The sequence below is a fragment of the Streptomyces sp. NPDC107765 genome (assembly GCF_055657085.1).
In genome coordinates this window covers 104,062-125,548 of the sequence record NZ_JBVKBL010000023.1, presented here as the reverse complement: position 1 = coordinate 125,548, position 21,487 = coordinate 104,062, and the positions used below count along the sequence as shown (strand labels likewise).

The following is a 21,487-nucleotide window of genomic DNA, read 5'->3' as shown; positions in this document are numbered from 1 at the left end:
GCTCAGTCGACGATCGCGTTGTGCTGGAGGATCAAGAGGGCCTGCCGGTCGTCCGTGGCCAGCGCCACCCTCGCGATGTCGTTGAGCGCGAGCAGCTGTGGGCTGCGTTGGGCTCGGATGCCGTCGACGAATTTCTTGGTCTGGGCGATGAGCTGATCCGCCGTCTTGGGCTCGGACTCCGCCCATGCCGGGTCGATCCACAGAACCGGCGTGGGCGCGAGCACCTCCCGGCCCTGTACGGCTGCGTTGGTCGCGTTCTCGGTCGCGTCGAACAACGCCTGGGTGTCGAGACGTCCGTCGACCATCCTGAACGTGCCGAGGGTGGTGGTCATGCGCTCGACGATGGGGAGCCGTTGGTGGGTGACGGCGTCCGAGAAGGCTCGATCGGCATCATTCCGCCCGATCACCTGCAGCACGGCGACCTTTGGAGCCGGATAGGCGATGAGGAAGACACTGCCGTCCGTCTCCGGTTCGGACAGACCCGACGGCACGACGGCGACCGGGGCGATGGCGGCCGTCGGTTCCAGGACCGCCGTGGGCGGCAGCGCGTCGACGATCGCCAGGGCGCGCTCGGCGCCGGCCGGGAGGGTGCCGGTCGCCGCGCCGAACCCGACATGGTGGAGGGTGGCCGGGGCCCCGGTATCCGCGTAGCTGTGGCGCAGTGCGTCCGGGCTGGTGCGGGAGCGCGCCGTACCGGGATCGAAGAGCACCGTCCGCACCCGGCGCCAGGGCAGGTTGTTGGCCTCCCCCGCGTGCAGGAGCTTGGTCCACCGTTGGGCCAGATCGTGGTTGTCGGCAGCGGCCACCCAGGCGACCACGCTGCTCGCCCGGGGTGGTGCGGCTGACGGCAGGGGTTCGACACGGCGGCGCCGGAACGCCACCCAGTCCTGGGTCGCGGTCAGGGCCGGATCGGCCGCCGGGCTCCCGGCGATGCCGAAGAGGTCGGCACGGGCCCGTTCGTAGAAGCCGGTCTCGGTGGTCCGGGCGCCACGGAGCAGGCCCAGCGACGATTCGGCGAGCTGGCGTAGCGGGTTCTCCGGGCTGAACACGTCCGGGTCCCGGAGGAACTCGGCCTTGAGCCGGTCGCCAGGGAACGCCCCGGCCACGGACCCGTCGTCCGTGAGCTCAAGGGTGATCGGCTTGCCGCCTTCCGAGAGGAAGATCTCGAACAGGCGGCTGCCGGGCCGCTCGGTGAGGGTCGCGGTGCCGCGGACGGTGACGGACCGTCCGGGACCGGGCCGGTCGTCGCCGCGTTGTACTGCGAGCTGGCCGGTGAACCGGAAGCGGTGGGCGGCCCCGGGCCCGGCCGAGTAGGGGGCTACCTCCACCCGGCCGAACAGCTCGAACAGTGCTGCCTCCGGACCCCTCACCTCGTTCTCGCCAGGCGAGGCGGTGTACGGCGCGAGGAGGTCGAGCTGCCCGGTGAGCAGCGTGGTGTCCCCGGGCCGCAGCCGCCACAGGTCGCGGTCGCAGGAGAGGGATGCCCGGGCGGCGATGGGTCTGCCCTCGTCCTCCTTGAATTCGCTCGTGGTGGAGAACACCGCGGGCTGGCCGGTGTGCCCGGCGGCGAACTGCCCGGCCTCGTCCGCGATGCGCCGGAGGTGGTCGATCCGGAGGGCCAGAGAGGTGCTGCCGGGGAACTGCACCGGCCCGTCCGGCCCGACCGGGACGGCCTCGGCGAGGCTCTTGACGAAGTTGACGCCTTCGAGGTTGGTGCCGACCACGCCCATACCGGCGGTCACCAGCTCGAATCCGTCCGTGTGGCGGGCCGGGAAGCGGGCCGTGCCGTCGAACTGGACCGACCGTCGATGGTCGTCGAACCGGAACCGCGCCCGGCAACTGCGCCCGCCCACGCCCGGCGCGGCCGCGTACTGCCCGTCCGGTACGAGGATGTCGACGTCCGGGCGGGACGACGGGTCGTCCAGGCCCGCCAGCAGCGAGATCCGGTTCCGGTGCCGGACGTCCGCCACCTCGTGGGGTACCTGATCGGTCGGTACCGATACGAAGCGCAGATCGACTCCGGGGCCGAGCAGCGAGGTGACCTGCCGGACCAGATCACCGGCGGGGTCGACCGGGAGGTAGCCCGCGGGCGGTAGTTCGACCATGCCGGCGTCGGTCAGGATCCGGCCGTCCGGCGAGTCCGGCAGCCCCACGGCCAGCAGTCTCGCGAGCTGGCACTGGAACTGGGCGATCTGCGCGGCGAAGACGCTCCGGGGGCGCATCGCCAGCCGGCCGTCGCCCTGACGGCGCGCGGGCGGCTCCAGCAGTTCCCGCCGGGCGATCCAGGCGTCGGCGAACAGCGTGGTACGGCCGGAGCGTGCCAGCACGGCGAGCGGCACCTCACTTCCGTCGGGGCCGGTGGCGCTCCGGCACCAGAGGTCCGAGGACAGCAGGGCCGCGGACATGGCCGGGCCGGCGGCGGCCCGTTCGTCGGCGAAGTACGCGGAGGCCACCCTGGACCGCAGATGTTTCTGCTCCAGCAGTACGGCCTTCGAGACCGGCAGCGGGCCGAGGGTGAGGGGACGCAGCCGGAGCACCACTCCGTCGATCCGGTACGGGCGTGCGGTGGTCGGGACGCACGCCTGCTCACACGGCGCCCCGTACACCTCGGCGTTGCCGCACAGTCCTTCGGCCCAGGCGAGGGTGAGGAGGAGGACGGTGGTGCCCTCGACGGTCCCGGCGGGCGGGGCGGAGGCGGTCGTCTCGCACGGTGCGAAGCCGGCCGAACCTGACCGCTGCCCGTCGGACGCGGTGCCGTCGGCCGCGCCGCGGGTGGCGTCGAGCAGGCCGTCGACGGTCGTCGTCACGACCTCGGGGAGCAGCAGGATCCGGCCCGCGGGGTCGACCGCCAGCCCGGGGGAGAGGGTCAACTGCTCGCCGCAGAGGGTGACATCGAGTCCGTGGGCCACGCCGGGGCCGCCGGTGCGGCCCAGGGCGAACAGCAGGGACCGCCCGGCGTCCTGCTCCAGGCTGAGATCCGTACCGCTCAGCCTCCGGCCGTCGAAGAAGTTCAGCCGGGTCAGTGGGGTCGGGACGGGGATCACCACCTGGCCGTCCGCCTGGTGGGTGAGTACGACCGGGCCGTCGACACCGGGCAGCAGGTCCGTCATGGTCAGGCACCTCCATGGGGAATCGCGCCGGCGGAGGCCAGCTCGACCAGGGTCGCGGTGTCCACGTGGGACGTACGGGTGGCGACATCGACCGCGCCGACACCGGCGGTGGTGGTTCCGTCGACGGTCACCAGGCTGAGGTCGGTCAGATCGCCCAGTACGACATCGGCGGGCTCGGTGCCCGGCAGCAGGGTGGTGCCTTCTTGGGGTCCTTGGCCGCCCGGCCGGCGGTCGACGGTGTCCAGCGCGGCGCAGCGGCGCACCACGTCGCGCCACTTGACGGGCCGGTCGGCTTCCGGGGCCGCGGTGACCGCGGCCCGCAGCGGATCCACTTCCTGGTTGATGGCGTCGTCGGTCGCCGCCTCACCGGTTCCGGGCAGGCCGAACAGGCGGCGCAGCCGCAGATACCGGACGGTCCTGGTCGACTTCCCAGGAAGCAGGAAGAGTTCCGGGCTCTCCCGCAGCCGGGAGAAGGCGGTCTCCGCCCCGGCGCCGTCGCAGGGTGAGACCAGGGCGGGTACGGGACGGGCCAGACAGGCGCGGAAGCGGATGACCACATGGGCGTCGAAGGCGACACCGTTCGGAATTTGGCGAACCTCCACCTCCTGTTTGTGCGCGTCGAACCACTTGGCCAGGTCCAGACAGCTGAGGTCCGGCAGGTGCAGTTCGCGGCCGAGTTCGTCGATGGCCAGACCGGGCGCGACCCGCACCTCGCGGCTGGGGCCGTCGACCTCGATGCCGAAGCCCCAGACCACACCGCCCCCGTGCAGCCAGGCATTGTGCAGCCGCATCTTCGCCCAGGCATGACCGACGACCGTCTCCAGGTCGGCGACGCCGAGGAGCATCCCGAAGTGGGCGGCCAGCGAGGTGAACGGGTCGGGGGCCGGAAGGGTGGCGCTGCGGTTGTCGGGCACCTGCGTCACGCCTCCCCCCGGACGAGTGCGGCGCGTCGGGCTGCGGCGACCGCCCGTGCCGCGTCGGCGTCCCCGCCCCGGGCCGCAGCCTCGGTGGCGAGCCGGCTGGTGGCGGCGGTGGCCTTCGCCGCGGTCCGCAGGGCGGTGACGAGCCCGTTGCGGGCCGCGGTCACCTCGGCGATGCGTGTCTCCGCGAGGTTGTCCACGCCGAGTTGGTGGAGGGCGGCATCGGCCGCGAGGAAGGCGAGCATCTGCTCTTTGAGCTTCTCGGGGAGGGCTGCCTCCCACGTGTCGAGTGCCGGCTGCACGGCGTCGAGTGCGGTGCGCTTGTCCGCCAGAACCGTCCGGGCGGCGTCCGCCGCCGTCCGCTCGGCGGCCACGCCCGCGGAGGTCAGCGGGTCGATGTCGGGCTCGTCGGGGATCTTGGTCAGCACGGCGCTGTCGAGGGTGGCTTCGGCGGTCCGCAGCTGTGCGGCGGCGACGAGCATCTCTGTTTCCTTCGCCGCCGCGGCCTCGGCGTCGGGCCGGAGTTCCGCCACCCGCTGCTGCTCGGCCTGGGTGGGGGCGGCGGCGCCGCGAACCTCGGCGAGCCGGTGCAGGGCGTCGTCGAAGCGGACGGTTGCTCCTTCGGCCACCTCTCGCAGTGCGGTCACGGCTGCGGTGTAGGTGCTGCGTGCGGTCAGCAGGGCGCCGGACGGGGCCGCCGGGTCCCCGCGTTCGGCGAGCAGCGCCCAGCGCGCGGTGCGGACCCGTGCCACCCGGTCAACGGACTCGGCCTCGCGCTCGTCGGCCTCGTGCCAGCGGCTGACGAACAGGTCGACGAGTTTGGCGCCGAGCAGCGTGTCGAGCCGGTGCCGGGCATCGGTGTATACGGGGGCGGTGAGGGCTGCCCTCGCGCCGTTGAGTGCCTCGGTCACCGGCTGGGAACGGGCGGCGACCGTCCATGCCTCGACCTGGTCGGCGTCCTGGTGGGCCTGCTCGGCCGCGCGGGTGCTGCTGTCCACCGCGCTGCGGGCGGCAGCCAGTGCCGAGGCGAGGGCGGACCGGTGGCGTTCCTCGGCTCCGAGGCCGTCCTCGGCCCGGGCTGCCTGGGCCACCGCCTGCTGACGGCCGATCAGCGTGCTCTCCAGTTGCCGGACGAGCTGATCGGCATCGGCCGGCAGCGGTGCGAGGGCGAGCTTCCGGCGGATCTCGGCCTCCTCGGCAGCCAGCTCGGCCAGCCTGGCCGTCGCGTCGGCGGCCGCGGTCTTGCGCCGGGCGATCTCGGCATCGCACTCGGCCAGCCGGTCCGTCATGGTCTTGACGGCGGCGATGGCCTGCTCGTGTTCGTTGTCGGCGAGCTCGGTGAGGGGTGTCGTCACGGACACGGCGGCTCCTTGACTGCGTGGGCGGGCGGGACGTCGGGTGCGGGGCCGGTGACGCCGGGCGGGTCGCCCGGGTAGGCCTGGCCGGCCTTGGCGTACTCGCGGCGGACGGCCAGCGCGAGGTGCTCGGGGGCGATCGCGCCGTCCGTCTGCGCGGCCAGATACGCGGCGGCCACGGCGGCGTTGCGGATCAGTGCGCCGGACAGCGGATAGAGGGCGGCCAGCTGTCCGAGGTCGACACCGGCTTCGAGCGGGGCCTTGAGCGGCAGATGGCGGCGCCACAGGGCCCGGCGCTCATCCTCCGTCGGAAGATCGAAGGGGACGATGAACTCCAGGCGCCGGGTGAAGGCCTGGTCGATGTTCTGCCGCAGGTTGGTGGCGAGCACCGCCAGTCCGTCGAACGACGCCAGCCGCGAGAGCAGATAGGCGGTCTCCAGGTTGGCGTAGCGGTCCCGGGCGTCCCCGACCTCCGTACGGCGTCCGAAGAGCGCATCGGCCTCGTCGAAGAGCAGCACCGCATCACCCCGCTCCGCCGCGTCGAAGGCCGCGCCGAGGTTCTTCTCCGTCTCCCCGATCCACTTCGAGACGGTGCGCGACAGGTCGACGATGAGCAGATCCCGGCCCACCGCTGCGGCGAGCACCTCGGCGGCGAGCGTCTTGCCGGTGCCGGGCGGACCGCAGAAGAGCAGCCGCACGCCGTGCCGCCCGTGGCGTCCGGAGAGGAAACCCCAGCGGTCCAGCACCACATGCTGGCGGTGGACCCGGGCGACCGCCTCGCGGAGCTGGGCGAGCCGGTCCGGCAGCAGCACCAGATCGTCCCAGGTGGCGGTGGGCCGCAGCCGTACCACCCCGGGCGGGGTGCTGTCGGCCTCGCGGACGCCCAGCGCCGAGCGCAGATCATCGCGCCGCAGCGGCTGTCCGCGGACCAGCGCGCCGGCGGAGGCATTGCGGGCCAGTTCGTGCGCGGCCGCCGCCCCGACCGACGCCGGCACGATCTCGGCGGCCTCGGGCAGCTCAGGAGCGAGCCGTTGCCACAGCTCGCGGCGGGCGGCCCGGGTGGGCGGCGGCACGTCCAGGGCAAGCAACGGCCGTTGCGTCGAGCCGTGAGCAGTGCCGGGGGGGACGGCGAGTACCGCGGGCGCCGGAACGACGTCGAGGACGGTAGCGCCCTCGGGCAGTTCCTGGGCGACGAGCACGGGCGTGACCCCATGTGCCAGCGCCGTCAGGGCGATCGCACGGGCGGACCGGTGGTCGAGCACGGGGACGTCGAGGACGGCCGGCACCCGCCCGGTGGCCGTGAGGAGCCCGGCGATGCGGAGCGCGGCATCGGCCGGGTCGTCGGTGCGCAGGGCCACCGTCACGGGGACGCCGTCGCCGACCGCCCTGAGTGCCGCGGCCACCTGGGCGTCCTCGGCACACAGGCCGGAGGGCGCGACCCCGATCAGCGCCGGGTCGGTGCGGCGGGCACCGGCCGGCCACCGCGGCACCGCGTGCAGGACGTCGCCCAGACCGTCGGCGAGGCCGAGGGTGCGGTCCCAGAACGGGCCGTCGTCGTGCAGCCGTACCGCTCCCGCGCCTGCCAGCGGACCGCACCGGAGCAGCCGCCGCAGCCACAGCCGGGCGGAGACCGGGTCGACCGGCGCACCGGGCAGTGCACCGGCCTCCGCGAGCGCCGCCGCCAGGCCCGTGGTCGCGGCCGGCACCCGGCCCGGATGCAGTTCTCGCAACACGTCGGCGAGGCCCTCGTGCTCGTCGGGAAGAACGGCGAGCAGGAGCAGGTCGACCTCGGCGCGGGACAGCCGGAGCCCGCGCACCAACCGGTCCACCGGATGATCGTCCGTCATCTCACCGGGTTCCTGGGCGGGGGACTCCGCGCGGGCGCCGAGGGCGCTGAGGAAGCCGTGCGCTTCGTGCTCGGACCCCAGTACCCGGCCGATCCGGCCGGCGAGTTCCAGGGCGCCGCGGTGCAGCCGGGCCGAGACGGCGGCGCGGTGGCCGGCGGCCACGGCGGGTGGGCTGTCAGACATAACGGAACCTCACGATGCAGCCGAGTGCGGGCAGCCAGCCGGGGTCGAGGTCGAGGCCCACCGCACGGAGGTCGACCGAGACGTCGTCCAGGTCGAGCCGTACGTCGAGCCAGCCGGGAGCGGAGGTGATCTCTCCCCGGCGGTGCAGCACATGCGCCAGCAGGGCGGTGTCTGTGAGACGGGCGGGTGGCCGGCCGGTCAGCGCCTGACGCAGGGTGCGCACCGTGCCGTCGGCCAGGCCGCACACCGCGCGCCGGATGGTGGCCGGGCCCTCGTCGCCGGGCGGGCCGGGCGGTGCGGCCGACGGCGGGAGCCCGCAGAAGGCGAGCAGCGCCGGGTCGGCGGGGTCGGGGCACGGCAGCCGGGGCGCGGACCGGCTGAGCAGTTCCAGGCCCAGCAGGTGCATCGTGCGGCGCACACCGAGGTCGCCGAGCCGGCTTCCCGGGGCGGGGCCGGGGCGCGTACGCCAGGTCTCGGGGGCGGTGACGTGGAGGCAGAACAACAACCCGGCGTGCGCGGTGACAGCCGGGACGGTGCGTGCCTGACAGGCGGGCACCGTCCGGAGGTGGCCGGGACCCGGCGGTGACCCGGCGGCGGGCGGGGAAGCGGGCCCCAACTTTCCGCTCTCAGCGGTCGATTGGGTGCCAGGTTGCTCCGCGTCGCAGGCCTGCAGGACGCGGGGCAACAGTGCGGCACCGTCACAGGCAACCCGCCCGGGGTCGGCGTCGACGAGGGCCAGTGCGATCAGGGCGGCGCGGGTGCGGGAATCACCGGTGGCGCAGGCCGCGATGCCGAGCGGTGAAGCCGACAGCAGCGCCGTGACGTCGGAGGGGGAGGACGCAGGACCGCCGGGACCGGAGTGCGGCGAAGGGCCCGCCGGCTGCGCCCACGGGTCGGTCCGGGGAGGGATGTCCCGTTCCGATGCCGTCCCAGGCAGGGCGGGCGGGGGGCCGCCGGCCGCCTGCCAGGTCACCGCCGCAAGACCTTCCAGCCGTGTGACCCCGAGCAGCGCCACCAGCCGGTGCAGCGCACCGTGCCGGGCGACCGCGGCGAACACCGGAGCAACCGCGCCCGGCTGTGCGGCCAGTGCGGCGGTCACCCCGTCGGCGCCGTCGGAGGCGGGGGTGGCGGCCGGCCACAGCCCCAGCTGTCGCCAGGCCCAGTGCAACGAGGTGTCGCCGGAACAGACCCGCAAGGTGAGGTCCAGCAGCGCGGCGGACCGGCTGGGATGGCGGACCACGGCGGCGCCGCCCGTGGTGAGTTCTTCCGCGACGGTGGCGGCGACCTGGTGTGCCCACGCATGTGCCGCCTCCCCGGTACGCCCGGCCCGCAGGCGCACCGGCGGTACCCGCAGCGCGTCGATCGCCACCTGCTCGTCCGGGGCCACGAGCCCGGCCAGCGCCTGGTCGAGGACGTCCGGCAACGCATCGAGCAGCGCGGCCGCCTCGTCGCGCAGTCCGGGGTCGCCGAGCCGCCAGTGCACGCGGAAGCGGTCGATCACGGCCCCGGTCATGACTCGATCCTCGCGTCCGTACCGATCCGGCCGCCGCCGACCGAGAGCCCGCCCGTCGGCCGGCCGAGGACGGCGTTGCGGCCCAGCGTCCCGCCGACGGCCAGTTGCCGGAAACCGCTGTTGCGGCCGACGACGGAGGTCAGCTCCAGATGCCAGCCGACGCCCACCCGGGCGCCGCTGTCGGCCGAGCACACCTCCACCAGGGTGTGTGCGGGCCGGTGCACATCGAGCAGATGCCGTACGGTGTCGTGCTGTTCCTCGGTCAGGACGCCGGGTACCACGACCGAGAAGCGGTGGGCGTGGTCGGCGAACGCGCCGCCCGCCGCGGTGAACGGGGGACCGTCGGCATAACCCGCCCCGCGGAACCGGAACCTCTCCACCAGCAGCGGCTTCACCCCGAGGTAGATCTCCAGCATGCGGGTCAGGCCGGCTGCGGTGCCGCGGTTCCGGAACAGCTCGACCGCCTCCGCGATCATCGTCCGGCGGGCCCGCTCCGGCCAGCGCCCGTCGAGGGTGAGCCCGACGAGTGAGGCGAGCCAGGGCAGGAACTCCGGTGGCCCGCCGGCCGGGTCGAGCAGGAGATGACGGTCGACCGCGCCGGTGTCGAGGTCGGTGAGCGGGCCGCTCACCAGGGCAAGGAACCGGTCGAGGAAGGCGGTGGCCCGGGGCTCGGCCGCGTAGCTGCCCGGGAGCTGTTCGAGCAGACGGTGACCGGTGCGCTCAAGGCGCAGGGCGCGGAGCCGCGGGGTGGCGCCGGGGGTGCCGGTGAGGAGGAGCCGGAGCCACAGGTAGCGGCCGGGAGGGGCGTTGACCGGCGTCTCGTAGGTGACGAAGGGATCTGTCGCCGCCCGCCGTGCCCAGGGCACCTCCTGTGCGCCCCGCCGGTAGAGCGCGCTGAACCGCTCGCTTGCGTCCTCGGGGCGGGCATCCGCGCCCAGCAGCCGCTCCGCCTCGTTGGCCGGTGCCAGCGGGGGCCCGGGCGGCAGCGGAGTCCCAGGGGGGACGAACTTCGCGGGTGGTGTGTAGGGGAGTTCCGGCACGCCGTCCTCGGTGGGGAGCGCGTCCGAGGTGAGGAACCCGACCGAGAGCGAGGTGCCCGGCGGCAGACAGGCGTCCACGAACAGCCGGCCCCAGCGCTGGCGGTACACCCCGCTGTCCAGCGCGAAGGTGTCGATCCGGCCCTGGGTGCGGTAGCGGACCGGCGCGGCGAACGCGGTGCGCAGACCGGTCGCTCCCCAGTAGGCGATCCGCCCGTCGGGAGTGCGGGCCAGCCCCCGCCCGTCGTAGCCCGGGGCCCGCAGCGGCCGGTCCTCGGCGGTGACGCCGTCGCGGAACGACAGCCTGCGCAGGGTCGCGCCCGCCGGGCCGGCGACGACCAGGGCTGCCGAGCCGTCCAGTTCGATGTCGCCGGCGGCCGGGAACGGACCGAGAGTGCGGGCGATGCGGTCCTCGGCGGCCGGGAGCGCCCAGCCGGACCCGTCCGGTGCCCGCCACAGCAGCCACACCTCGCCCCGCGGCCCCACCGCCACCCCGGCCGGCACCGCGCCGGTGGGCAGCGCCTCGGACGCTTTGGGCGGCAGGGGGAAAGGCCTGGGCCGGTGGCGTGCGCCGGCCTGCCACAGCGGTGCCTCCGGCTCGGCGCAGGCGATCAGCAGACCGTCGCCGTACGAGGCCAGATCGACGGGGGTACCGGGAACGGGGAGCCGGGACACCCGCCGGTCGGCCAGGTCCAGCAGGAACACCGTGCCGTCGGAGGAGTCCAGGACCGCCAGCCGGTCGTCTGGTGTCCGGGCGAGCGCCACGGCCCTCACCTGCCGTACGTGGGTGTCCGCCGCCGGGCCGAACTCGCCGTACGACGGCGGACCCACCCGTGCCAGCAGGTCCTGTCCGGTGTCCTCGGCGCGGTCGCTCCGCACGCCGGCGGCCCGTCCGCCCGGACGCCACGGCATCCGGACGATCCGCCCCTCCTCCGGCAGCGCGTGGTAGGCGACCCGCTCGGGCCCGATGGTGAGTCCGGCCCGTCCCGGTCGGTCCCCGCCTCCGACATCGCCCGCCGGATCCTGCCAGTCCAGCAGCACCACCCCGTCCTCGGCCGACAGTGCGGTGCCGTGGTGGGCACACCGCTGCCACTGGGCGACGACCGCGATCGCGGCGGACCGGCCTGTGTCCATCAGCACACCTGCCCCGGCACCGGCACCGGGACCAGGACGCCGGGGCTCTCGGGCGGACCCGGCTGCTCCCCGACCGGGGGCGGAGGGCCACCGGCGACGACGGCGACCGCGACGACCTCGACGGCCTCCCACGGCTGCAGTTCCACCGTGCCGGGCAGCCAGCCGCCCTCGGGCGTCTGCTGTGCCACCTCAAGGCCGGTCAGGTATCCCACCCCTTCGACCTGGAGCGCCGCCGCCTCCAGTTCCGGGCCGTACACCCGGCGGCCGAGCGGCCAGCCGCGCCCTTCGGGCCCGTACGGCGGCAGCGGCGCCAGATACTGACGCAGCACCAGCTCGACCCAGTGCCGTACCGCGTCCGCGCTGTAGCCCGGCTTCACCGAGACACCGGCCGACACAGCGATCTTGCGGTACTCCGGCGGTACGACGTAGAGCTCGGTGGTGATCAGCCGCCGCGCGTCCAGGTGGGCGCACACCCGGCGCAGCAGGCCGCGGTCGGGCGTGGGGGCGTCGGGACGGGCCGGGTCCTGGCGGGGCCAGATCACGACGGTGACCACGCCCGCGGCGTCCAGGGATTTGGTGGGTGGGTGGAACAGCGGCAGGCATTCGGCGCGGCCGACCTCTCCGCCCGGGGTGAGTTCGGCCAGCTCCAGGAAGTCCGAGGAGGTGACGGCTCGGTCGTGACGGCGGAACTCGCCGGGGATCCGGCTCATGGCCGCGTCGAGGGTTTCGGCCGCGGCCCCGCCCTCGGTGGGCAGCGGGTTGCTGACGCTGGCCGGCTCGCCGCCCAGCAGGCGGCCGATCGCCTTGGCGGCCACATTGCCCTCGACCCCGCCGCCGTAGCGGTAGCGCAGCACCCGGATCCGTTCGCCGATCTGCGGTGCCCGCCCGCGCACCGTGTCGCCGAATGCGCATTCCCCGGCGCCGGCGTCGAGTGTCCAGTGGCGGTCGTCGGGGCCGCTGGCGGCGAATGACTCGACGCGGGTCCACGGTCGCCAGACGCCGTTCTCCTCGACCTCGACGAGCACCGGCGGGTCCTCGGGCCGGACCGGGCGGTGGGCGAAGGCGTAGCGCTGCTCGGGCATGCCGGTGCCGGTACCGAGGTATTCGGGCTGGGCGGTGACCGCCTGGACCACCTCGGCGGCGTTCGCGCCCACCCAGCGCAGGGCCGGGATCTGCGGGCCGCCGGCCAGGGGGAAGGCCCGCAGCCAGAAGAGCACCGTCTCGTCGCCGTCGAGAGCCGGGGGGAAGCTGCCGACCCCTTCGGCGTCCAGTGCCTGGGGGACCGGTACGCCGATGCCGGCGAGCGTTGCGGGCAGCCGCAGCCGGACCACACCGTCGCGCCGCAGCCCGCCGGTGGAGTCCGCGAGCAGCTCCAACGGCCGGTAGCGGGGCCCGACTTCGGTGTCCAGCTCGATCGTGGAGATCTGCCACTGCACCTGCGGCGGCGTGCCCTCGCCGGTCGGCCGGGTACCGGGGCACGGCTCGGCGGAGAACATGCCGGGGAGTTGGGGGGTGAGTGCCACGCCGAGGTTGAGCTCGGCACCGGCGAGTGGTGAGCCGTCCTGCTTCCACGCCTCGGTGTCGTCGGCCCCGTCGGCGAGCACCGCCAGCCACACGGCGCCGTCCACCGCCTTCGGTACGTCCAGCGGGAGGGCACCGGCCGTGGCCGGGTCGTCCGCCAGCAGCGCCGTCCGGTAGAAGACGGGTTCCTCGTCGTCGCCGATGCCGTGGGCGTCGAGCGCGGCCTCGGCCGCAAAGAGGAGGTCGGGGTCGGTGGGTGCCGGCGCGGCGAGCTTCGCGGCCGCCCGGACGTGCACGGGCAGCGCGGTGACGTCCTGCTCGGTCTCGAACCGCACGGCTCCGGCGCCCAGCGCCGTGGGGGCGGCGAGCTCGACGGCGTCGGGCGTGCCGTCGGGCCGCTTGCGCGCCGGGGTGAAGGCGACCAGGCCGCGGGCGGGCTGCGCGGGCAGCAGCGGCACCTTGAGCAGCCTCAGCAGCCATGCCCGGGTGGCGTCCGGAATCTGGTTGAAGCGGTGGAGCAGCTTCTCCCCGAGGAACGCGACCAGTTCCAGCAGGGTGACGCCCGGGTCGCTGGGGTTGCGGTCGGTCCATTCGGGTGTGTAGACGGCGATGCGTTCCAGTAGTTCGGTGCGGAGGTCGTCGTAGGAGCGGTCGTCCAGGGCGGGCGGTGGGAAGGGCATCTCAGGCCCCCCTCGTCAGGGCGGTGCCGACCGGCACGGCGATCCGCAGCTCGGCCGGACTGCCGTCGCGCACATGGGTGTACGAGACGGTGACGACGGCGATCGCCGGGTCCGCGCCGGGGCTGACGTCGACTCCGCGCAGCGCGATCCGCGGCTCCCACACCGACAGGGCCTCCTCCACGGCGCGGGCGATCGCGGCCCGGGTGCCCGGGGTGTTCGGAGACGACAGGAAACGGCGCAGTCCGCAGCCGAAGTCCGGCCGCATCAGCCGTTCGCCGGGTTCGGTGACCAGGATGATCCTGATCGACTGGTGGACGAGCGCGGCGCCGCCGGCCAGGCCGAGGGCGCCGCGCTGCGGCAGCGGCTCGACCGGGAAGGCCCAGCCGCGACCGAGCCTGTCGCCGTGGGGATGGGTCATGAGGTGGGCACCTCCGCGCGTTCCACTCGCGGTTCGTAGCGCAGGTCGTCGTCGGGTGCGGTGCAGTCGTGGGCGCCGCCGAGCACGGAACGGGCGATGCGGAACCGGTCGGCCGCCGGCAGGGCGGACAGCTTCGTGCGGAAGTCGCCCTTGGTGGGCTTGCCGAGCCCGGCCTCGCCGGACGCGTTCGCGGTGTTTTCCGCGAAGGTGTCCAGCAGGGGGTCCAGCTTGCCCAGAAGGGTCGCGTCGGCGGTGGCGTCCGCTTCGAAGTCCGGTGGTTTCGCGGCCAGTTCGGCCTGGAGGCCGGCGTCGATGTCCAGGCTCGGCGGGATGCAGATCTTCAGCGCCAGCAGGAACCACAGCCCGAACGCGAAGACGACGACCGGCAGGAACAGCCGCAGGACGAACGTCGCCACGATGGTGATCAGTGGGATGGAGAACGAGCAGATCTGGAAGCCGCCGTCAGCCCGGTGGTCCAACCGCATGTCCGGTGGGCTGCCGACACGGATGCCGCCGATGCCCGGACCGAGCTTGACCGCGGCCTTCAGCTCGTCCTGGTTGGGCAGGCGGATGGTCACCGGACGGTTGGCGGAGCCGCGCGGGTCGAGCGGGCCGGCCAGTCGGAACGGTTCGCTCGGCTCGCTCCAGGTGAGCGGCCCGTGGCAGTCGCGCTGGCCGGGCCGGCGTGGGCAGGCGGGGTCGTGGCGGCGCACATAGCAGCGGATCTCGTAGACCGAGGTGTCGTCGAACCGCGGGGCACGGTTGTGCCCGCGTTCTCCGGGGGTGGTGGAGCCCGCGGTGCCGGCGGGGAGTTCGAGGTCGGGCGTGGTGGTCGGGACGACGCCGAAGTACACGGTCCGGCCCGCGGCGTCATGGTGGGTGTCCGCGGGGTCGGGAACGAGCGGGTAGAGGGGGAACGCCGCCTCGGTGATCTCCTCGGGCAGCTCGCTCACCGGTTCCCAGCGGCCCAGGCCGGGCAGCGGGCGCAGCGGGGACCCGGGGCGTTCCGGCAGGGACACCAGCGCCCCGGCTGGATCGACGGCCAGCGGCCGCCAGCCCTCCAGCGCCCGTCGCACTCCGGCGGCCTGTGCCCACTGGTGCAGTGCCGCCCGGCCCTCGGCGACCTTCCGTTCGGCGGCGGCGCACTGCTCGGCCAGGGCGTCCCGCTGTGCCTGCCCGGTCCGCCCCGCACCGGCGGCCTGGTGGAGGCGTCCGGCGACGGAACTCAGGCGGGCCCGCGCCAGCGCGAGGTCGCGCAGCAGCTTGCGGGCCTTTGTGCTCGCCGCCGGTGGCACCGCGGCCTGGCGCCGACGGATGACGAAGCCCGCCTCGCACACGGCTTCCCGGTGCGGTGAGGGCAGCCCCGGCCGGTCGCAGTGCAGCTCCACTGCGACCGCGTAGTGCCGGTGGTGGGTGGCGAGGTAGAGCTTGCGCAATTGCGCACCAGGGAGGTGCACGAAGCCGGCCACGCCGGGAGCCGGGGCGGCGACGCGGTCGGCCCGGTCGTCGAAGACGAGGCGGCGCTGCGGATCGGCCAGGAACTCGTTCACCAGGCTCGGGGTCGCGTATTTCTGGAGCGCGGGCCCGGTGTGTGCGGGCGGTACGTCCCGCTGCCGGGGCCAGTGCCACCAGGGCGCGGTGAGCAGCCAGCCGTGCGGGGCGGGGGTGCGGGGGGTCACCGGCGGCTCACCACACGTTCCCTGCGCCGGGGGTGTACGAGGGGGAGACGACCGCGCTGGTCTGGAGCGTCGCGCAGCTGACGATCCCGTCGAACGACGCGGTCGGGGCGTGCACATTGACGGCGGGTGCGCTGATGTCGACGGGCGCGTTCGAGGTGATGCGCACCTGACCGGAGGCGGTCAGCGTCATCCCGAAGCCGTCGGCATGGGTCAGCCGCACCTCGCGGGAGCCGCCGTCCAGGACGAGGGTGTGGCCCGATTCGGTCTTCACCGTGACCTTGGGCGCGTTGCGGGTGTCGTCGAATTCCAGGACGCTGCCGGACCTGGACCTGATCACCCGTTTGTCGTTGGGGCGGGTGGCGTCGACCGGGGCCGTCTCCTTGCCGTTCCAGCAGGACCCCACGAGGTACGCCCGGTTCACGTCACCGGCCTCGAATCCGATCACCACCTGTGTGCCGACCTCCGGATAGGCGACGAAGCCCTGATCGTCATCGGCGTAGGGGCTGAGCAGTGTGGCCGGCACGCGCAGCTCGTCGCCGTCCGTTTCGAGGGTGGGCATCCGCACCTCGATCCGGCCCAGCCGGTCGGGGTCGACGATGTCGGTCACCAGACCCGGGTAGAGCCCGTACAGCGCCTCGCTCACCGGTTCCCTCCTGCCTCGGTCGTGTTGACGGTCGGCCGCTCGGCCTCGAAGTGGCTGCGCAGTCCGCCGGCACCGCGTTGATAGGTGTGGCGCACCCGGGTCGTGTAGTAGCCGTCGCCGTCGAAGGGCTTGCCGACTCCGGTGAGGGTGAGCCGGCTGCCGACGGTCATCTCCGGCGTGCCCCGGGTGGTGCCGACCGCCGTGACGAAGCGGCGCGCCCTGGCCCGGATCTGTGCCTGCGCCCAGACCTGGGCCTCGGCCTCGGCCAGTGGGACGAGCCGGGTGCGCTGCTCCGGGCGCGGCCCTTGGGTCTTGAGCAGGACGTTCGGGCCGGTGCGCCCACCGGAGACCTCGGCGGTGACCGCGGCCGCGTCGGCCTCCGCTGCGAACCGCTGCCGGTCGCGTGCGTCGTAACCGGAGACCCGCACCGCACTGCGCTGGTGAGCCAGGTCGGCCCGTACGGCGATGGTCAACAGATCGCTGCCTTGGGCAAGGTGGACCGTCGGAGCCCGGCGCTGGTCCCGGGTCGCGAAGTGCAGTGTGCTGCCGGTCGCCCACACCTCCGCGCCGATGAGTTCGGCGCGGGTCCGCAGGAACGCCAGGTCGGACTCGTTGGCCTGCTGGACCAGCGGGTACGTCGGTCCGGTGGCGGCGGTGTCGGCGGTCAGCCCGTGGTCGGCGGCGATCCGGCGTGCCACATCGGCGTCGCTCACCTGCCGGTAGGTGCGTGAACGTCGGCTCATCCGCAGCCTCATCAGGGCGTCCTCGGCGAACACCGTGACATGCGGGGTGTCGCCCTCGTCGAAGGTGACCTCCAGCGCGGAGACGGTCCCGGCGAAGACCACCCGTTCGTTGCCCGGCGGGCCCACGGAGACCGACAGTTCGCTGCCGAACGTCAGCGTGCGGCCGTCAAGGTACTCCACGACATCGTCGTTGGGCCGCTGCCTCGGCGCGACGGCGAGGAAGTGCGCCGACAGCGTCCGCAGTCCCGCGGTGCTCTCCTCGATGTCGAGACCCAGGCAGTCACGGGCCAGGTCCGGCACCCGCTGCCCGCCCACGTGGAAGACCGGGTCCGCTGCGGTGAGTTGATCAGGCACGGTCGGCCTGCCCCGTCGCCGGGAGGACCGGGCGGTCACACATGGCGCTCCTCCGAGGCGGTGCGGGAGGCGTCCCGGAGCTCGGCCTCGGCACGTTGACGGTGCCGGTCGCGCTCGGCCCGGTCCGGCTGATGGGCGGCCGGCGGCTCACCTGGCTGGTGCGCGTCCGGGCCGGCACCGATCAGCTCCACCTCGTTGCTGATCTCGCCGATTCGCAGCGTCATGGCCTTCCTTTCTCGCAGCGGTGGGAGGAGGGGGTGTCGTGCGGTGCGGGCAGGGCGCGCCAGCGGGGGACCGTCGGGTCGTCGGTGACCGGCGGTTCGCCGGTGCCGAGCGCCGGCCGCCGCACGAGGTCCCGCAACGGCACGCCGGCGCCGTAGGTTAGGCCGCGCTGGTCGAGCGGCTCTGTCCAGCCGGAGCCCCTCGAGGCGGGGTAGGCGTGGGCTGCGGAGGCCGGCGGGGGTGGCTGCGCGGCGCTCGGGGCGCCGAATGCCGTGCGTTGTGCGTCCGCGGCCGCCTCGGCGCGGCGGTCCGCCGCACCGTCGAGCGCCTTCTGCAGTCCGCCGGCCGCGGTCACCGCCCGGGGGTCGGCGTTCTCGTCCACCGGCACCGGGGTGTCCGCGGTGGCGCCGACGGTGACCCCTGCCAAGAGCCCCAGGTCGGCGGAGGCGGATGCGGAGAAGCCGATGGTGGCCCCGGCGGTGAGCTGTAGCGGGTCCTGTCCGCCCAGTTGCAGGCCCGCCCAGCCCGTCGGGTCGAGTCCCATCCGTGCGGCGAACTGCGGGGCGCTCTCCCCGGCCAGGGAGGTTCCGCTGCGGTCGGGGCGGGCCGCGGGCGGGCCGCCGGCCAACAGCCCCAGGTCGTCCTTGGCGCCGGCGCCCGTGTTGGATGCCGGGCCGACCCGCCCGGCTTCGTACTCCGGCAGCTGCTCCTTGATCGTCACTGCGAGCTTGGCGCGCAGCGGCACCCCGTTTCCGGAGAAGAGATCGAACTCCTGGTTGAGCGCGGTCATCACGCCGACCAGCTCGAAGGTCCCGTACGAGAACCGCACCTGGGGAGGCACCGATTTGGCGCCCTTGGCCGGCAGCAGGAACTTCTCCAGCTTCCTGGTGCGGACCCGGACGTCGATCGGCTGCTCGGTGGTTCCCTCGTCACTGGTGTCAAAGACCAGGTCGAAGGAGACGGTGGACGACGAGGTGCCGTCGTACTGCACCACGGGCCGATTGCCGAATGCCTTCTTCATGTCGACGTTGTTGGCCATCTGCACCCGCAGTGAGCCCGGGTTGAACTGCACCGTGACCGTCTCCGGCGGCGGGCCCCCGGGAACGGTGCTCACCTCCTGCAATGTGGCCTTGGCCAGCGGAGTGGTCATGGCGTCACCATCCGCAGGCCTTCATGAGCGAGGGTGAGTTCCTCGATCGCCACCTCGCCGGTGCGGGCGTTCAACTGCGGGCCGACGACCTTCGCCGGCAGCGCCCGGCGGAACGCCCAGGCGGCCACCGCCTGCTGTCCGGGCCCGAGGAGCTGCACCAGCCCGTCGTAGCGGCGGATCGGCCGGACCCCGCCGGTCACTTCGGCGATCCAGGTCCACAGCTCGGGTACGACCTGGCCGTTGCCGCCGAGCACCATGCCCCGCCGGAGCACCAGCCGGGCGACCTTCATCCGGCCCGCTCGCTGCACCACCCCGTCATTGCGGCCGCCCTCGGCGTACTCACTGACGTCCATCTCGACGTCCAGCCCACTGCATTCCTGGAACCCGCCGCTGCCCAGCCCGGAGGGCGCGGTGGGATCCGCCGGCCCGCCGGAGGGGGTAAAGGTGACCCGGAACCGGTACGCGGTCGCCAGGAGTCCGGTTTCGGTCATCCGTTGCCCTCCGTCCGCACCGTGCCGTCGTCCATCCGCAGCACCCGCACGACCAGGAACTCCAGCGGAGCGCTCGGCGCCACCCCGACCTCGCAGAGCAGTGCGGCTTCCCCCGCCGTGCCGCGATCGGCCTCCTCGGGGCCGGGCACCCGGACGAAGAACGCCTCGGCCGGGCTTCCCCCGGCGAAGGCGCCGGTGGCGAACAGATCGAGCAGCAGGTGCTCGACGGCCAGCCGGACACGGTCGCGCAGCAGGGCACCGTCGGGTTCGAACACCGCCCAGGCCAGGTCCCGTTCCAGCGTCCGCTCCAGGTAGCTGACCGTGCGCCGGGCGGTCAGCTGGGTCCAGGAGCGGTCCTGGGCGAGGGTGCGGGCCGCGGTCATCCGCACCCCGGTGCCGTCGAGCACGCAGACGTTGATGTCGGCGCGGTGCAGGACGCCCAGTGCCGCCGCGTCGGCCGCGCCGGTCCCGTTCATCCCGCCGGGGCCGTCGGCAACATCGACCGGCCCGGTGAGCAGTATCCGGTACGGCCCGGAGGCGAGCCCCCTGGTGTGCTCGGTCACGGCGATCACGCCTGCGGCGTACGGTGCGGGGGGCACGGTGACCAGCCGGTCCGCCCTCGGATCGGGCACCCCCAGCCAGCCGTGGTAGGCCGCGGCGTACGAGGAGTCGAAGGCCGACCGCCAGGCGAGTACCTCCCGCTGGCGCAGGCCTGGTGGCACATCGAGGAGGGCCACCATGTTCTCCCGCTCGGCGAAGGCCACCACGCGCTGCTGACGGATGATCAGCTCGGCCCGGTCCGCGCGCTGCGTGGGATCGAGGCGCAACCCGGGCAGGTCCACCTGCGGCTGCCGCGTCGGGCCGGTGCCGGGGATCGGCACACACGGGGCGAAGCCCGCGCCGGACAGCGTCGTAGGGGTGCTCACGTTCTCTTCCGGGGGCTGGTCGGCCGGTGCGTACAGGTCCGCGACGACCACGCTCGCGCAGTCCGGGAGGTCACGCAGCGCGTCCAGGCCCTCCGGCGGCGCCTCCGGATCGGTGGGATCGACACCGAAGAAGTCGTCCGGGACGAGGAAGGCGTACCGGTCCGTGCCGCACGTGGTGAGGGAGGCGGTGGCGGGTGCCAGCCGGGCGTCGGCCGGCAGTGCGGAGTCCGAGGCGGTCACCGGCTCGACCAGCCGGGAGGCGTCGGAGACCACCGTGCCCAGCCAGCGCGGGTGTTCCGTGGTCAGCCCGAGACCGGTGAAGCGTTCGCTGCGTGCGCGTGCCGGATCGCCGTCCACCACCTGCAGTACCCCGGTGATCTCCTCGGCGCGGTCCACCGGCCCGGTGATCGGCTCGTCCAGCACGGCCAGCCGCTCCCAGCCCCCGCTGCCCGGTGCGGGCCGTTGCGCAACGCCGGTGACCCGGCGCAGCTCGGCGGCGCCGCCCCGCGGGCGCAACCGCAGCAGCGTGCCGACCGGCAGCGCCGCCCCGGGGGGCAGCACCAGCGTCCGCCCTTCCACCACCGGCAGTGCGAGCTCCGCCACGGTGAACGTCAGCGTCGCGGACAGCAGGTTCCCCCAGCGGCCCTCGCTGCGCGCCTGCAGGCGCAGCCCGGTGCCACTGCCGGCCCCGTCCTGTGGTGCGAAGGCCAGCACCGCCCGGGCCGGCGGCTCGGGTGCCGGTGCGGGCTGGCGCGGTACGACCCGTACGACGTAGGCCCGGCTGCCGCCCTGGGTGAAGAACGCGGCCACCGCATGCGGCAGCAGCCCGGGACCGGCGTAGCCGCCGAACAGTTCCTCGTACTCCTCCCAGCTCTGCACCGGTACCGCCACCGACCGGGACCGCTCGGCGCCCGGGTCGTCGGTGCGTTCCCAGGCCGGACCGCGTGGTGCCACTCCGACGAACGCACAGACGTCCATCCGGACGCCCGCAGGCGGTGCGGGCGTGGCGTCCGGGGCGAGGTACACCCCGGGCGCGCCGAGGGCGGACAGCGGGGCGGCGAGGGCCGGGGGAGTGGTCGAGCTCATCTCACAGGCCCACGTACTCGATGCCTTCGTGGACCAGGTGCAGCTCCTCCATGGCCACCTCGCCACCGCCCTTGGCGGCCAGGGTCGGCCCGACCCACTTCTTGGGCTGGGCGTTGCGCAGCTGCAGCGCGAGCACCTTGTTGCGGGCCTCGTCGAGCACGGTGATGGTGACCCGGCGCGGCGCGTAGATGCCGTCGCGCACCTCCTTGAACCAGGCGAAGACCTCCGTCGAGCCGATCAGGCCCCGCTTGAGGGTCACCTCGTCGGTCTTGTTCGTGTTGGGGATCTTGCGAACCACGTTGTCCGGGTCGCTGCCCTCGCGGTAGTCGGAAAAGTTGATCTCGTTGCCCAGCCCGGAGACATCGGAGAACCCGGCCGTGATCGGGTCACCACCGGTCGGCGGTGCGTCGAACTCGACCTGGAAGTTGAACGCTCCGTACGGGTTGCTGCGCGTGGCCACCGCGGCCTCCTCTCA

16 protein-coding genes are annotated in these 21,487 nt (G+C 74.0%); all 16 read right to left on the bottom strand.

Annotated features, from left to right (window positions below; translation table 11 throughout):
• Positions 1–2 precede the first annotated feature (2 nt).
• The 16 genes from ACZ7MX_RS37010 to ACZ7MX_RS36935 are packed head-to-tail and all read right to left on the bottom strand — an operon-like array spanning position 3 to position 21,472.
• Entirely contained in the window at positions 3–3,110 is a 3,108-nt protein-coding gene (locus tag ACZ7MX_RS37010; RefSeq protein ID WP_472138746.1) for a hypothetical protein, read from the bottom strand.
• 2 nt (positions 3,111–3,112) lie between these two features.
• Positions 3,113–4,033: a hypothetical protein gene (locus tag ACZ7MX_RS37005; RefSeq protein ID WP_472138744.1), complete on the bottom strand. Its 921-nt coding sequence runs from the start codon at positions 4,031–4,033 to the stop codon at positions 3,113–3,115.
• On the bottom strand, positions 4,030–5,391 hold the full coding sequence (locus tag ACZ7MX_RS37000) for a hypothetical protein (protein ID WP_472138743.1): 1,362 nt from the start codon (positions 5,389–5,391) through the stop codon (positions 4,030–4,032). The genes ACZ7MX_RS37005 and ACZ7MX_RS37000 overlap by 4 nt, the downstream gene beginning before the upstream one ends.
• Entirely contained in the window at positions 5,382–7,415 is a 2,034-nt protein-coding gene (locus ACZ7MX_RS36995; RefSeq protein WP_472138741.1) for an AAA family ATPase, read from the bottom strand. Before ACZ7MX_RS36995 ends, ACZ7MX_RS37000 begins: the two co-directional genes overlap by 10 nt.
• A complete protein-coding gene (locus ACZ7MX_RS36990; RefSeq protein WP_472138739.1) occupies positions 7,408–8,928 on the bottom strand; it encodes a hypothetical protein in 1,521 nt (506 codons plus the stop codon). Before ACZ7MX_RS36990 ends, ACZ7MX_RS36995 begins: the two co-directional genes overlap by 8 nt.
• The gene (locus ACZ7MX_RS36985) at positions 8,925–11,099 is read right to left on the bottom strand and encodes a phage tail protein (RefSeq protein ID WP_472138737.1); all 2,175 of its coding nucleotides are present in this window, start codon (positions 11,097–11,099) and stop codon (positions 8,925–8,927) included. Before ACZ7MX_RS36985 ends, ACZ7MX_RS36990 begins: the two co-directional genes overlap by 4 nt.
• Positions 11,099–13,300 carry a putative baseplate assembly protein gene (locus ACZ7MX_RS36980; protein WP_472138735.1) on the bottom strand — a complete coding sequence of 734 codons (2,202 nt, stop codon included), beginning with the start codon at positions 13,298–13,300 and terminating at the stop codon, positions 11,099–11,101. The genes ACZ7MX_RS36985 and ACZ7MX_RS36980 overlap by 1 nt, the downstream gene beginning before the upstream one ends.
• Position 13,301: 1 nt before the next feature.
• Positions 13,302–13,718, bottom strand: coding sequence for a GPW/gp25 family protein (locus tag ACZ7MX_RS36975; RefSeq protein ID WP_472138734.1), 417 nt, complete (start codon positions 13,716–13,718; stop codon positions 13,302–13,304).
• Positions 13,715–15,397, bottom strand: a complete 1,683-nt coding sequence (locus tag ACZ7MX_RS36970) for a hypothetical protein (RefSeq protein ID WP_472138732.1) — start codon at positions 15,395–15,397, stop codon at positions 13,715–13,717. The genes ACZ7MX_RS36975 and ACZ7MX_RS36970 overlap by 4 nt, the downstream gene beginning before the upstream one ends.
• Before the next feature lie 7 nt (positions 15,398–15,404).
• Entirely contained in the window at positions 15,405–16,040 is a 636-nt protein-coding gene (locus ACZ7MX_RS36965; protein ID WP_472138730.1) for a phage baseplate assembly protein V, read from the bottom strand.
• Positions 16,037–17,137, bottom strand: coding sequence for a phage late control D family protein (locus ACZ7MX_RS36960; protein WP_472138728.1), 1,101 nt, complete (start codon positions 17,135–17,137; stop codon positions 16,037–16,039). The genes ACZ7MX_RS36965 and ACZ7MX_RS36960 overlap by 4 nt, the downstream gene beginning before the upstream one ends.
• A gap of 35 nt (positions 17,138–17,172) precedes the next feature.
• Entirely contained in the window at positions 17,173–17,361 is a 189-nt protein-coding gene (locus ACZ7MX_RS36955; protein WP_472138726.1) for a hypothetical protein, read from the bottom strand.
• A complete protein-coding gene (locus ACZ7MX_RS36950) occupies positions 17,358–18,509 on the bottom strand; it encodes a CIS tube protein (protein ID WP_472138724.1) in 1,152 nt (383 codons plus the stop codon). The genes ACZ7MX_RS36955 and ACZ7MX_RS36950 overlap by 4 nt, the downstream gene beginning before the upstream one ends.
• On the bottom strand, positions 18,506–19,000 hold the full coding sequence (locus ACZ7MX_RS36945; RefSeq protein ID WP_472138722.1) for a phage tail protein: 495 nt from the start codon (positions 18,998–19,000) through the stop codon (positions 18,506–18,508). Before ACZ7MX_RS36945 ends, ACZ7MX_RS36950 begins: the two co-directional genes overlap by 4 nt.
• Entirely contained in the window at positions 18,997–21,012 is a 2,016-nt protein-coding gene (locus ACZ7MX_RS36940) for a hypothetical protein (RefSeq protein ID WP_472138720.1), read from the bottom strand. Before ACZ7MX_RS36940 ends, ACZ7MX_RS36945 begins: the two co-directional genes overlap by 4 nt.
• Before the next feature lies 1 nt (position 21,013).
• A complete protein-coding gene (locus tag ACZ7MX_RS36935) occupies positions 21,014–21,472 on the bottom strand; it encodes a phage tail protein (RefSeq protein ID WP_472138718.1) in 459 nt (152 codons plus the stop codon).
• Positions 21,473–21,487 lie beyond the last annotated feature (15 nt).